Source organism: Burkholderia aenigmatica (assembly GCF_048627025.1).
In the GTDB taxonomy this organism is placed as follows: domain Bacteria; phylum Pseudomonadota; class Gammaproteobacteria; order Burkholderiales; family Burkholderiaceae; genus Burkholderia; species Burkholderia aenigmatica.
The window spans coordinates 1,424,410-1,438,413 of sequence record NZ_CP184469.1; the positions used below are offsets into that span (position 1 = coordinate 1,424,410).

At 67.6% G+C, this 14,004-nt stretch carries 10 protein-coding genes; 4 read left to right on the plus strand and 6 right to left on the minus strand.

The features are described from left to right. Positions 1–10: 10 nt before the first annotated feature. Positions 11–1,222, minus strand: coding sequence for an SDR family oxidoreductase (locus ACN8ZM_RS23460; RefSeq protein ID WP_420212527.1), 1,212 nt, complete (start codon positions 1,220–1,222; stop codon positions 11–13). A gap of 651 nt (positions 1,223–1,873) precedes the next feature. On the opposite strand from ACN8ZM_RS23460, the gene ACN8ZM_RS23465 reads away from it, so the two are divergent. From ACN8ZM_RS23465 to ACN8ZM_RS23480, 4 genes are all read left to right on the plus strand, one after another. Continuing rightward, positions 1,874–2,218 carry a DUF3564 family protein gene (locus ACN8ZM_RS23465; RefSeq protein WP_043183513.1) on the plus strand — a complete coding sequence of 115 codons (345 nt, stop codon included), beginning with the start codon at positions 1,874–1,876 and terminating at the stop codon, positions 2,216–2,218. Positions 2,219–2,665: 447 nt separating this feature from the next. After that, complete coding sequence (locus ACN8ZM_RS23470; protein WP_420212528.1) at positions 2,666–4,561, plus strand: peptidoglycan D,D-transpeptidase FtsI family protein; 1,896 nt, start codon at positions 2,666–2,668, stop codon at positions 4,559–4,561. A 209-nt stretch (positions 4,562–4,770) separates the two neighbouring features. Next, entirely contained in the window at positions 4,771–5,766 is a 996-nt protein-coding gene (locus ACN8ZM_RS23475; RefSeq protein WP_089453117.1) for an arabinose ABC transporter substrate-binding protein, read from the plus strand. A gap of 19 nt (positions 5,767–5,785) precedes the next feature. Further along, positions 5,786–6,550 carry an SDR family oxidoreductase gene (locus ACN8ZM_RS23480; RefSeq protein ID WP_089453118.1) on the plus strand — a complete coding sequence of 255 codons (765 nt, stop codon included), beginning with the start codon at positions 5,786–5,788 and terminating at the stop codon, positions 6,548–6,550. Between the two features lie 77 nt (positions 6,551–6,627). Here ACN8ZM_RS23480 and ACN8ZM_RS23485 read toward each other — a convergent pair whose 3' ends face one another. The 5 genes from ACN8ZM_RS23485 to ACN8ZM_RS23505 all read right to left on the minus strand — a co-directional run bounded on the left by ACN8ZM_RS23485 (position 6,628) and on the right by ACN8ZM_RS23505 (position 13,732). Further along, on the minus strand, positions 6,628–8,343 hold the full coding sequence (locus tag ACN8ZM_RS23485; protein ID WP_043183507.1) for a cation:proton antiporter: 1,716 nt from the start codon (positions 8,341–8,343) through the stop codon (positions 6,628–6,630). 205 nt (positions 8,344–8,548) lie between these two features. Beyond that, positions 8,549–9,961, minus strand: coding sequence for a c-type cytochrome (locus ACN8ZM_RS23490; RefSeq protein ID WP_301766556.1), 1,413 nt, complete (start codon positions 9,959–9,961; stop codon positions 8,549–8,551). Beyond that, positions 9,958–11,736 (minus strand): GMC family oxidoreductase, encoded by a 1,779-nt coding sequence (locus ACN8ZM_RS23495; RefSeq protein ID WP_043183504.1) that lies wholly within the window; start codon positions 11,734–11,736, stop codon positions 9,958–9,960. The genes ACN8ZM_RS23490 and ACN8ZM_RS23495 overlap by 4 nt, the downstream gene beginning before the upstream one ends. After that, on the minus strand, positions 11,736–12,473 hold the full coding sequence (locus tag ACN8ZM_RS23500) for a gluconate 2-dehydrogenase subunit 3 family protein (RefSeq protein ID WP_420212530.1): 738 nt from the start codon (positions 12,471–12,473) through the stop codon (positions 11,736–11,738). Before ACN8ZM_RS23500 ends, ACN8ZM_RS23495 begins: the two co-directional genes overlap by 1 nt. A gap of 842 nt (positions 12,474–13,315) precedes the next feature. Further along, the gene (locus tag ACN8ZM_RS23505) at positions 13,316–13,732 is read right to left on the minus strand and encodes a DUF3995 domain-containing protein (RefSeq protein ID WP_043183502.1); all 417 of its coding nucleotides are present in this window, start codon (positions 13,730–13,732) and stop codon (positions 13,316–13,318) included. Positions 13,733–14,004 lie beyond the last annotated feature (272 nt).

Sequence of the window (14,004 nt, forward strand, 5' to 3'; positions counted from 1 at the left end):
GCGCGGGCGATCAGTGCACTGCGCCGCGCATCAGCTCGGTCACGGCCACGCCGCGCGACGTGCGCATGCACTCCTCGACGTAGTCGATGAACGGCAACGGCTCGAAATCGATTTCGTCGCGCACGCGGCGGTTGTCGAACACGCGATCGACCGTCGCGAATTCCCCGCAACGCTGCAGCGCCCGGCCGATCACGCGCTCGAGGGCCGGATCGGTCCGCCCGAGCACATCGCGCACCACCAGCGGCAATTCGGCCGGCGCGCACGCCGCGTAGCGCGGCGCACCGGTCATCCCCGCCGCCTCGTCCATCGCACGCACGATCTGCGCGACCTGCGGCGCCTCGTCGCCGGCCGACACGTGATACAGGTCGTGCGCGAGCGTCGGCTTGACGGCCAGCAGCATCGTCGCGCGCGCCACGTCGTCCACCGACACGATGTCGATACGCGTCATCGGCCGCGCGGTGAAGCGGCGCGCGGCATGCGCCAGGCGGAACATCCAGAACGAATTCGGCGCGGGCCGCGTACCGAGCACCGTGTGGCCGACCACATGCGACGGCCGCACCACGACGAGCGGCAGCCCGAGCGCGCGCAGGCGCTGCTCGGTCTGCGCCTTCGCGTGCAGGTAGTCCGCCGCGAGCACCGCGCCCGGCAGGCCTTCCTCGTCACGCGCGACGTCGTTCGCCGCATCGCCCGCCGTCTCTTCCTGCACGATCCCGCCACGGCCCGCATGCGCGTAGGCGGTGCCGACATACACGAAGCGCTGCAGGCGCGGCGCCCGTGCGAAGCGTTCGGCGAAGCGCACCGCATCGGCGATGTCGGCCCGCAGGTGCGCGCCGTCGGCCGGCGACGCATGGCCCGCGCAATGAATCACGTGCGTCGCGGCGGCGAGGCGCGACGCGTCGGCGCCCTGCCATACGTCGCCGAGCGCACCGACGATCACGTTCGCATCGGTCAGGCGCGACGCCCAGTACGGCGCCAGCCCCGCTCGCAGCGCCGCCTCGCGCAGCCGCGCGACGGCGTGGCCGCGATCCTGCGCACGCACGACGCAGACGATGCGGTCGAGCAGCCCCGCATTGACGAGCGCCGTCAGCACGGTACTGCCGATGAAGCCGGTTGCGCCGGTCAGCACCAGCCGCCCGACGTTCGCCGCCGCGACCGGTGCGCTGGCCGGCGACACGAGGCTCGTCCGCCAGTTGAGCGACAACGCGGTTTTCCAGATCAGCACGATAGTCTCCTTCGAAGAGTCGGCCGGGCGGCGCGACGCCCGCGGTTGCGGGCTGCGCACGGCTCACCGGCCGGGCCGGGGCCTGACGCGCGCCCCGGCAGTCCCGATCGGGCGTGCGGCCCGCGATCGCGTCGATCGCGTCTCTGGCACGAGGCGGCGGCAGCCGCCGAGGACGGGCGTCCGCGGCACTGGATCGGGAAGATCCCAGTGTGGGGCCCGACCGCAGGCAAGTCTGTCCCGAAAGTTTCGTGAAAGTGTGCCGATTTGTACGCGATTGTCGGAGTCTGTCGTCCCGGCCGCGCCGTCAAAACGCCGCAACATCCGATCGGGCCGCCTTCCGACGGTACGGTGCCGCCTCGGTCGGCCCGGTTTACGCGGCCGGCCGCGCGCGACAGATCGACGCGCCTCGCGGCCATGTCATCCCATGTCTCGATGATCGCCCCGGCCCCCTTCGGTGCCGCGATCGCCGGTGCGCGCGTGTTTGCGCGCGCCACCGGAATAACCGTGAATCGTCAGACGTCGTTCCATCTGAAACCGCAATGAACTCAATACGGATTTATTGCGGTTTATCACTTGCGTTTCACACCAGTCTATCTAGACTGTTCAAGTCAAAACGGTCGAATGTGTCAATTTTTTTAGGAGACGATCACAATGCGCCTCACCATTCGGATTAATGGCAGCGAATCGGCAACCCGGCATTCCTTCGCGGTACTGTGGGTCGATACCGACGAGGGGCTGTGGTCGCGCGAGGCACATCAGGGCATGGATCTTCCGACCTGGGGCAAGGTTCGCGATGTCGAGGGCGCGATGGCGCTCTGCGCGGCCGACGGCGGGAATGCCGTGTGCCAGCTGAAGGGACTGTCGTTCGATGCAACGCAGCGCGAACAGGGCCCCGCCGTACTCGCCGGCGATCACCCCGGCGCGTGGCGGCTGCAGGCCGTCGATCGTTGCACCAGCGAGCCGGAATACCAGGAATTCATTTCCGTCGCCCGATAGAAATTATCGATGTAATTCGTCTGCAGTTTTCGGGTTTATTCCGGTTTCAACGATATTCATTTCGATATTCAGCATTAACGGCGCCCCATATCGGGGCGTTTTCATTTTCCGGTTCAAATAAATAACCGCGATCCGGGCAATTGATCGCATACCGGGGACGGCCGGCATCGGCTATCCCCGAAATCGCACGCCCGGATCAACACGCCCGGATCAACACGCCCGGATCGACACGCAGCGAATCGCCCGCCTTGCATCGCCGGCTGCGTCGTGTCGGTGCAGTGCCGTAACCCCCGCCTTTCCTCCCCGATTCCGCCCCTTGCCGGCGCACCGACACGCGCTTTTTCTCGGGGCCGGAACACACTTTCCCCACACGGGGTTTACTCATTTATTACAATCCCATTATTCAGACTGACTAGCCGCCCTTCGGCGGCCCGACCCGGCCATTGCATGAGCGTGAAAAAGAAGACCCACCCCGCCGATCCGTACGCGGCCGCGACCAAGAACCCCATGCTCGCGTCGCGCCTGCCGATGTGGCGCTCGAAGCTGATCGTGATCATCGTGTTCCTCGCGTTCGCCGCGCTGATCGGCCGCGCCTTCTGGGTGCAAGTCGCGAACAAGGAGTTCTACGTCGGTCAGGGACAGAAGCGCTACCAGCGCACGATCGAACTCGACGCGACGCGCGGCAGCATCGTCGACCGCAATGGCGCGATGCTCGCCGTCAGCCTGTCGACCTATGAAATCTGGGCGAACCCGAAGCAGGTTGCCGACACCGACTACCCGCAGATCTCGAAGCTGCTCGACATGCCGCTCGTCGAGGTCAAGCGGCGCCTCGGCAACGACAAGACGTTCGTGCTGCTCAAGCGGCAGGTCGACGCGGACACCGCGGGCAAGCTCGACAAGCTCGCGATCGACGGCATCACGCAGATCGCCGATTCGAAGCGCTTCTACCCGGAAGGCGAATCGGCCGCGCACGTGGTCGGCTTCACGAACATCGAGGACAAGGGCCAGGAAGGCGTCGAGCTCGCGGCGAATGCGCGCCTGGTGGGCACGTCCGGGCAACGCGAGGTGATTCGCGACCGGCTCGGCCGCATCGTGTCGGACACGCGCCCGCTCGTCCCGGCGCAGCACGGCGCGACGATCGAACTGACGATCGACCGCCGCATCCAGCAGCTCGCGTTCAGCCAGCTCAAGGCGGCCGTGGTCGAGAACAACGCGATGGCCGGCAGCGTCGTGGTGCTCGACGCGCAGAACGGCGAGATCCTCGCGCTCGCGAACTACCCGACCTTCGACCCGAACGACCGCGCGCGCCTCACCGGCCAGCAGTTGCGCAACCGCGCGGTGATCGACACGTTCGAACCGGGCTCGACGATCAAGCCGCTCGTCGTCGCGCTGTCGATCGACGAGCGCAAGGTCACCCCGAACACGATCATCAATACGTCGCCGGGCACCTACAAGATCGGCCCGGCCGTGATCCACGACACGTCGAACCACGGCTCGCTGACGGTCTCGCAGGCCCTGCAGAAGTCGAGTAACGTCGCGCTCGCGAAGCTCGCGCTGAACCTGCCCGCCGAAACGATCTGGAACAAATACCAGGAATACGGGATCGGCCGCGCGCCGGAACTGACGTTCCCGGGCGTCGCGTCGGGCCGGCTGCGCGGCTACAAGCGCTGGCGGCCGATCGAACAGGCGACGATGGCGTACGGCTACGGCCTGTCGATGTCGCTGCTGCAGATCGCGCAAACCTACACGGCCTATGCGGGCGACGGCACGCTGCATCCGGTGTCGCTGCTGAAGAACGGCACCGACCAGCAGACGATCGACGCACATCGCGGCCACCGCGTGACGTCCGCGCAAACGGCCGCGTCGATCCGCTCGATGCTCGAGATGGCGGTCGGCGAAGGCGGCACGGGGCGCCGCGCGCGCGTCGATGGCTACCGGATCGGCGGCAAGACCGGTACCGCGCGCAAGCAGGTCGGCGCGACCTATGCGAAGGGCAAGTACCGCGCGCTGTTCGCGGGGATGGCGCCGATGAGCAACCCGCGCCTGATCGTCGCGGTGATGATCGACGAGCCGCGTGGCAAGGGCTACTACGGCGGCACTGTGGCCGGCCCGGTGTTCGCGTCGGTCACGAGCGGCTCGCTGCAGTTGCTCGGCGTGCCGCCCGACGCGCCGGTCGAGCCCGAAAAGACGCCGCCGGCGAGGGCCGTTGCACCGCAGAAGACGGTGGCGGTGCCGAAAGCGGCTGTACAAACCAGGACGGCTGCTGCGCCGAAAACCGCCGCGCCGCTGAAGACTGCCGCGCCGTCGAGAGCGCCGGCGCAGGCAAACACGGCGGCGGGATGATCCGCACAGCCCACATGCCGCGCCCGCAACCGGCGCGCGTGGCTCACCGGCTACCACTCGCCTCCACACTCCCCCCCGCCATCGGGCACCGTCCCACTTTCTAGGAACGCCGCGCATCATTTGAGCGTTCCCGCTCCCTCCTCCTACAATTTTTCCGCGCGTCGGGCAGCCCTGCCCGCGTGCGCGACTACAACAAAGGAGAGAGACGCATGCGATTCCACTGGAAGACGCTCGCACTGGCCATTGCGAGCGCGGCACTGGTCGGCGGGGTACCCGCCCATGCCGCCGACCCCGCCGACGTCAAAATCGGCTTCCTCGTCAAACAGCCGGACGATCCGTGGTTCCAGGACGAATGGCGCTTCGCCGACCAGGCGGCGAAGGAAAAGCACTTCACGCTGATCAAGATCGCGACGCCGAGCGGCGAAAAAGTATCGACCGCGCTCGACAGCCTCGCCGCGCAAAAGGCGCAAGGCGTGATCATCTGCGCACCCGACGTGAAGCTCGGCCCCGGCATCGCGGCGAAGGCCAGGCGCGCGGGGATCAAGCTGATGTCGGTCGACGATCAACTCGTCGACGGCCACGGCGCGCCGCTCCCGGGCGTGCCGCACATGGGCATCTCCGCGTACAAGATCGGCCAGCAGGTCGGCCAGGCGATCGCGGACGAGACGAAGCGGCGCGGCTGGAACCCGGCCGAGGTCGGCATCATCCGGATCGCGTACGACCAGTTGCCGACCGCGAAAGAGCGCACGACCGGCGCGGTCGACGCGCTCAAGGCCGCCGGCTTTCCGGCCGCGAACGTGATCGACGCGCCCGAAATGACGGCCGACACCGAAGGCGCATTCAACGCGGCGAACATCGCGCTCACCAAGCATGCGAATTTCAAGCGCTGGGTCGCGTTCGGCTCGAACGACGACACGACGGTCGGCGCGGTGCGCGCCGCCGAGGGGCGCGGCATCGGCGCCGACGCGATGGTCGCGGTCGGCATCAACGGCAGCCAGGTCGCGCTCAACGAATTCGCGAAGCCGAAGCCGACGGGCTTCTACGGCTCGATCCTGCTGAATCCGCGCCAGCACGGCTACCAGACGAGCGTCAACATGTACGACTGGATCACGAAGAACCAGGCGCCGCCGCCGCTCGTGCTGACGTCCGGCACGCTGATCACGCGCGACAACGAAAAACAGGCGCGCGCCGCGCTCGGTCTGTGAGCCACCTCAAGGAGCCGACATGACACGCACCACCCTCGTGACGGGCGCCGCCGGCGGCATCGGCCAGGCGCTGTGCCGCACCTTCCTCGCGGCCGGCGACCGCGTGCTCGCGCTCGATCGCGACCGCGCGGCGCTCAGCCGCTTCCTCGATACGCTCGGCGACGCGCGCGCGACGCCGGTCGTCGACGACCTGACCGACGCCGAGCGGCTGCGTTCGATGCTCGAATCGCATCCGCAAGTCGACGTGCTCGTCGCGAACGCGGGCACGGCCGCATCGACCACGCTGCGCGACACGACGCCGGCCACCTGGCGCACGGATCTCGACGCGAACCTGACGGCCACCTACGTGAGCGTCGAAGCCGTGCTGCCCGGCATGCGCGCACGCGGGCGCGGCGCGATCGCGATCATCGGTTCGGTCAACGGCGTGCATGCGCTCGGGCATCCGGCGTACAGCGCGGCGAAGGCCGGGCTGATCAGCTACACGAAATCGCTGGCGATCGAATACGGCCGCGACGGCGTGCGCGCGAACATCGTCTTGCCGGGCACCGTGAAGACGCCCGCATGGGAAGCGCGCGTGCAGCGCAACCCGCAGGTGTTCGAGCAATTGAGGAAGTGGTATCCGCTCGACGATTTCGCGACGCCGGACGACGTCGCACAGGCCGCGCTGTTCCTGTGCTCGCCGGCCGCACGGATCATCACGGGCGTCGCGCTGCCCGTCGACGGCGGCCTGCTGGCCGGCAATCGCGTGATGGCGCAGGAACTGACGCTGGAGACGTTCTACTGATCGTGAAGCGGTACGCGGGGCCGGCGGCCGCCTGGGCCGCCGCGCCCTGCCGGTGCGCGGCGCGATGCCGCGTGCGGTCAATGCGCGGCCGCAGCCGGCTTCACCATCCGGCCGAGCACGTGCTCGGTCATCCCGCGCGCGAGCTCGGTCTCGCCCATGAACACGGTGCCGATGCCCTCGTTCGACAGCAGCGCGGCCTCGTCGCCGCTGTTGGTGCACAGCACGACTTCGAGCGTCGGGTTGAGCGTGCGCGAGATCTCGACGATCTGCCGCACGTCGAACACGTCGGGCAGCGTGACGACCAGCATCCCGGCGCGCGCGATATGTGCCTGCACGAGCACGATCGGCTCGATCGCATCGCCCGACACGGCCGCGACGCCTTCCTCGCGCAGCTTCTCGACGAGCTCGCGATTCTGCTCGACGACGACATACGCGATGCCGCGCTCGTCCAGCGCGTGCGCGATCCGCGTGCCGACCTTGCCGTAGCCGACGATCACGACCTGCCCGGTCAGGTGCGTCTGCGGCGTCGACATCGGCAGCGCGGCGAGCGGATCGTCACGGGCCTCGAGCTTGCGCGCGAACGCCGAATGCTTGCGGATCCACGCGAGCGCCGGATCGATCATCGCGAACAGCAGCGTATTCATCGCGATCGAGATCAGCGCGACCGCCAGAATCAGGCTCTGCCCCTCGGCCGACAACAGCCCGAGCGCGCGGCCGAGCCCCGCGAGGATGAACGAGAACTCGCCGATCTGCGCGAGACCCGCGCCGACCGTCAGCGCGGTATTCAGCGGATAGCGGAACGCGATCACGAGCGCGACCGCCGCGAGCGTCTTGCCGACCAGCACGATCGCCGCGACCTCGATCACGTGCAGCGGCTCCGCGAGCAGGATCTTCGGGTCGAACAGCATCCCGACCGAAATGAAGAACAGCACCGAGAACGCATCGCGCAGCGGCAGCGTCTCGTCGGCCGCGCGCCGGCTGAATTCCGACTCGCGCATCATCATCCCGGCGAAAAACGCGCCAAGTGCAAACGACACGTCGAACAGCTTCGCCGCACCGAACGCGATGCCGACCGCGGCCGCGATCATGCACAGCGTGAACAGCTCGCGCGAGCCCGTGCGCGCGACGAGCCACAGAATGCGCGGAAACACGCGCTTGCCGACCACCAGCATCAATGCGATGAACGCCGCGACTTTCAGCATCGTGACGCCGAGCGTGCTCCACACGCTGCCGCCGGCCGCATGCGCGTCGCCGGGCGGCGTGCCGCCGAGCAGCCCGGCGACGGGCGGCAGCAGCACCAGCACGAGCACCATCACGAGATCCTCGACGACGAGCCAGCCGACTGCGATGCGCCCGTTGACCGTCTCGACCAGCCCGCGCCCTTCGAGGGCGCGCAGCAGCACGACGGTACTCGCCACCGACAGCGCCAGCCCGAACACGAGCGCCGCACCGACGCTCCAGCCCCAGGTGAGCGCGAGCCCGCCGCCGAGCAGCGTGGCCACCGTAATCTGGACGATCGCGCCCGGCAGCGCGATCTTGCGCACGGCGAGGAGATCGCCGAGCGAGAAATGCAGGCCGACGCCGAACATCAGCAGCATCACGCCGACTTCGGCGAGCTGCTGCGCGAGCGACAGATCGCCGACGAAACCGGGTGTACCGGGACCGATGACGATCCCGGCGAGCAGATAGCCGACGAGCGGCGGCATTTTCAGCAGTGACGCGAAATAACCGAAGACCATCGCGAGACCGAAACCGGCCGCGAGCAACGCAATCAGGCTGACGTCATGAGGCATCCCCCCTCCCGAGTTCTTGTAACTATTTAGTAAGGTTCAAGAACGAAGGATAAGGGATGAGGCGGAAAAATGGCGCGCCACCGCGAAAATTTCACGCGGTGGCGCGCCTTTGCGGGGTGCAACCCCGGCGCAATGAAAGGCGCCGCGCGGGTGCGCGGCGCCTTGAAGCACATCGGACAGGCGGGGCTGGCGCCCCGCCGCCCCGTCAGCGCGACGCTTGCGGGAAGCGCGCGCCCGGCGGCGGTTCGGGCCGGGTCGACGGCACGCTCTTGCGCACCTTCGCGACCTGCGCGGCCGTCACTGCCGCCCCCGTGTTGCCCCAGCTCGTGCGCACGAAATTCGACACGTCCGCGACTTCCTGGTCCGACAGGCGCCAGCCGAACGGCGGCATCGTGAAGGTCGACGGCGCGGTGCGCGTGCCCTCCAGCGCACTGCCTTCCAGCACGACGTGGATCAGCGAAGTCGGATCGTCGCCCTGCACGACCGGGTTGCCGGCGAGCGCCGGGAACACGCGCGTGTAGCCGTGGCCGTCGCTGCGGTGGCAGGCCATGCAGTTGTCGCGATAGACGGCCGCGCCCGGCTTGCTTGCGTCGCCGGTCTGCAGCGCCTTCGCGGCAGCCGCGTCGTACACGTGCGGCTGTTCGCCCTGCACGCGCGGCGGCAGCGTCTTCAGGTAGCGTGCGATCGCGTTCAGGTCGTCGTCGGTCATGTGCTGCATGCTGTGACCGACCACGTCCGTCATCCCGCCGAACGCGGCCGTGCGCAGCGTGCGGCCCGTCTTCAGGAACTGCACGATCTCGGTTTCCGTCCACGTGCCGAGGCCCGTGCGCGGCTCGCCGCGCAGGCTCGTCGGCACCCAGCCGTCGATCGCCGCGCCGCCGGCCAGGAAGTCGAGGCCGCCGGCATCCGTCAGCGCACGCTCCTGCATCGTCACCGCGCGCGGCGTATGGCACGCGCCGCAGTGGCCGAGACCCTGCACGAGATACGCGCCGCGCGCGACCACCGGATCGGTGTACGGCGCCGCGTCGAACGGCTTCGGCGTCGGCGCGAACATCTTGCGCCAGATCCCGAGCGGCCAGCGCATCGACAGCGGCCACACGATGTCGACCGCGCGGTTCTCGTGCTCGACGGGCGCGACGCCGTGCATGAAGTACGCGTACAGCGCCTTCATGTCGTCGTCGGTCAGGCGTGCATAGGACGGGAACGGCATGGCCGGATACATCGTGTCGCCGTTCTTGCGCACGCCCTCGCGCACCGCGCGCGTGAAGTCCTCGACCGTCCAGCCGCCCAAGCCCGTTTTCGGATCCGGCGTGATGTTCGTCGAATAGATCCCGCCGATCGGCGTATCGAATTTCAGCCCGCCCGCGAACGGCTTGCCGCCGCTCGCGGTGTGGCACGCGATACAGTCGCCCGCTCGCGCGAGGTATTCGCCGCGCTTGATCAGGGCCGCGTCGGCGGATTGGGCCGCGGGTGCGGCCGCCGGGCCGGAAGCCGCCGCGGGCGCTGCCGGCTGCGCGAAGGCCGTCGAGCCCGCGAAGCCGAACGCGGCCCAGGCCGCACCGGCCGCCAGCGCGCGCGACATCCGGCGCGCGACGTTGTGGTTCATCGTCGTCTTCATACGGTCACCAGTGGCGCGGGATTTTTCAGGTATTGCTCGCGGATCGCACGCGCCGACCAGTAGGCCAGCGCCGCGATGATCCCGGTCGGGTTGTAGCCGATGCCCTGCGGCAGCGCCGATGCGCCCATCACGAACACGTTGTGCACGTCCCAGCATTGCAGGTAGCGGTTCAGCACGCTCGTCTTCGGGTCGGTGCCCATGATCGCGCCGCCGACGAGGTGGGTCGTCTGGTATGCGCGCGAATCGAAGTGCTTGCCGAACTCGCGCGTCGACACGCCGATCGCCTTCGGGCCCATCGCCTCCGCGATCTTCTTCATCTGCCCGGTCACGTACTGCGCCATCTTGATGTCGTTGTCCTTCCAGTCGAACGTCATCCGCAGCAGCGGCTGGCCGTACGAATCGCGATAGGTTGGATCGAGGTCGAGATACACGTCGCGGTACGACATGTTGGTGCCGTGCGCGTCCATCGAGATCGTGTGCGCGTAGTTGTCCTTGACGGCCTTCTTCCACGCCGAGCCCCACTGCGGCGTGCCAGGCGGCGTCGCAATGCCGCTGATCGGCTTCACGCCGGCCTGGTTCACCCACAGCGGCGAGCCGCCGACGAAGCCGAGCGGGCCGTGGTCGAAGTTGTCCGCGTTGAAGTCATCGACCGCGACGCCGTTGCCGCCCGCGCCGACGAACGGGTTCGTGTAGGTGTCCTTGTCGAAGAACGCCTTGATCGTCGACAGGTTCTGGTACGCGAAATTGCGGCCCACGACGCCTTCGCCCGAGATCGGATCGTACGGCTTGCCGATGCCCGACAGCAGCAGCAGGTGCACGTTGTGATACTGGAACGCGGCCACGATCACGAGATCGGCCGGCTGGTGCACTTCACGCCCGGCCGGGTCGACGTAGGTCACGCCCGTCGCGCGCTTCTTAGTGTCGTCGAGGTCGACGCGCAGCACGTGGCACTTCGAGCGCAGCTCGAAGTTCGGCGCCTGCTTCAGCGCGGGCAGGATGTTCAGGTTAGGCGACGCCTTCGAGTACATGTAGCACGCGTAGCCGCTGCAGTAGCCGCAGAAGTTGCACGGGCCCATCTGCACGCCGTACGGGTTCGTGTACGGGCCCGACGTGTTCGCCGACGGCAGCCGGTACGGATGCAGGCCGAGCGATTTGGCCGCATCGGAGAAACGCTGCGCCGAATAGGTATTGAGCTGCGCGGGCAGCGGGAAGTTGTCGCTGCGATTCGCTTCGAACACGTTGCCGTCGCCGACCACCTTGCCGCCGACCTTGTACGCCTGCCCCGACGTGCCGAACACCTTCTCGGCGAAGTCGAAATACGGCTCGAGCTCGTCGTAGGTCACGCCCGTGTCCTGGATCGTCATCCCTTCCGGGATGAACTTCTTGCCGTAGCGCTCTTCATAGTGGCTGCGCAGGCGCAGCTCTTCCGGCGTGATCCGGAAATGCACGCCCGACCAGTGCAGCCCCGCGCCGCCCACGCCTTCGCCCGGCAGGAACGCGGCGAGCTGCCGGTACGGCAGCGCGGTGTCCTGCAGGCCGTGACGGATCGACACGGTCGTCTTCGACAGGTCGAGGAACAGCTTCTTGCGGATGTTGTAGGTCAGCTCGTCGATCGTGTTCGGATACGCGCCGTCCGGATAGGTGTCGCGATACTCGCCGCGCTCGAGCGCGACGACATTCAGGCCCGCTTCGGTCAGTTCCTTCGCGAGAATCGCGCCGGTCCAGCCGAAGCCGACGATCACCGCATCGACATGCGGCTTTTTCTCTGCGGCCATCAGCTGCGCTCCCCGTTGATCGAGACGGGGCCGTACGGATAGGGCTTGCCGCTCTGGTTGACGAAATCCATGAAGTCCGCGCGCGCACCCGGAAAGCCGATCATCTTCCACGCGGCCATGTCGTGATTGCCGCCATGCACCGGATCGCAGAAGTAGCCTTCGCGCGTGTTCTGCAGCAGCTGGCCGAAGAACACGCCGGGCGGCACGTCGTCGATCTGCGCGCCACCCTTCTCCAGCGCGCCGAGCACGGTGTCGCGCGTCGGCGCGTCGAGATCCGCGAACGCCTTGCCGTGGGTCTTCTCGCAATAGCGGTTGACCGCCGCGATGCCGAGCCGGTAGATGTCGCGCGGCACCAGCTTCAACTGGTAGCCGAGCTCGGGCACGCCCTGCTGGAACGGCCCCTGCATGTACCAGGTCGCGCCGTGCGCATACGGCGTCTCCATCTGGCGGTCGATGAAATCGGGCACGCCCGATTCGAGCGCGCCGGGGCCTTCGGCGTCGGCCGGAATCAGCCGGTCGACGGCGGCCTGGACGAACGCCCATTCCTTCGCATCGAAGAAGGTCGGCTTGTACGGAGCGCGTTCGGCATTGGCCGCTGCGCCGGGCGCGTTGCCGGTCGTCGCGGACTGCGACGACGAGCGCAGGTCGCAGCCGGCGACCGACGCGATCGGCACGAGCGCGACCGACGTGCGCAGGAAACGGCGGCGCGAGTTGGGTTTGTCAGGTGGCGTGGACATGGTCGGATGTTGATCGTTGGGGATCGGGGCCCGGACGCGCGCACTCCGCATGCGGCACATCCGGCATGGCAGCCATGCCGCACGCGGCTGGCCGTCCTGTTCTTTCGTCTGTTGCGAACAACCTCGATGCAGGCACCGCTCGTGCAACGCGCGGCAGCGCCTTCATGCAGCCGCGCAGCGCGCCCGTTCAGGCTGCACCGCACGGGTCGACCTCTCGCGGGCCTTATCGTCTGACAAATACCGGCATCTGCCCGCATTTGCCCCTCATCGCTCATGACCCTCATTCAACTTAGACGCCACGTTTGCCGACAGCAAGCGCGACGTGCACGACCCTCTTTCGGATCCGGCAACAAGAGCCGCGGATTATATATGGAACCGGTTCCAATAAAAGAGGCGTCAATGCAATTCAATGCATTGAAAATCGCAACAATTGAAAAATCCGGAAGCCGGAACGTGCAAGGATCGCGCGATTAGCGGGCGATGTCGGTATCAGGCAGAGGATTGTTGTGTGCCGAGCGTGGCCGAAGGCTGTCTCTTTCCAGCCACATGGGGCATCCGAGGGAGCCGGTTCGCATGGCGGCCTGATGGCCTCCGCGCGTCATGCGTACCTGGAAGAAAGAACGACCGGCGCCCGTCATCACGTGCAGTTGTCGCCGGAATCCGGACAGCACTGGCCATCGGCACGCGCGACGGCGTGCCCGTGATGCTCGACTTGGACGTGAAGCGCATGCATCGGCAACGCCATCATGCTCTTCGTCGCCGAAAACGGCGCAGGGCCGACCGACGTCATACCGGTGGAATGCCTTATGGCGAGGGCTGCGCCTGCGCGCTGAGACGCGCGCTCACCACGGCCAGAACATCGATGCGATGGACAGCGCCAGCGCCGCGCAAAGCGGCGAGTAATACAGCGAGTCCATCCGCGCGAAACGCGACCCGCGAATCCGCTTGAAGAAGCCGACGTAACGGAAATCGCCGACGGCCCGCACCGCGAAGATCAATGCGAGCGCAACGACCGCGAACGTGATCGCGCCGTGATACGGATTCAGCCCCAGCCAGCCGGCACGCGCGGCGACCACGCACGCGCCGCCCAGCAACGCCGCCGCGACGGCAAGCGTGCCGATGGCGGTCGGCCGCAGCAGCGGCACGCCATCCTGCTCCGGAATGGCCGCTCCCTTGCCGCGCCGCCCGCCCAACGCCCAGTAGACGTGAATGAGTGCGATTGCGCTAAGCGTCGGCACGATGAAATACGCTCCGGTCATGGCGGTCAGTGTCCTCGTCTCGTTGTGTCGTTATTTCGATGTGTTGCCGGCAAGGTTCCGGCGCGCGGCCTCGGCCCGCGACACACGTGACGATACCGAAACCCGGCGACACATGCATTGCGACGTCCGGTCGCAACCCGCCACGACGCATGTTGCGATGCAGTGCGCGCGCAGGCACACGCGGGCCGGCCGCTTGACTTCCCTCCGCGCACTACTACCCTGTTATTCCAGTACTGCGATCGATACGCCCCCGCGCGATCGGCCGCACGTGC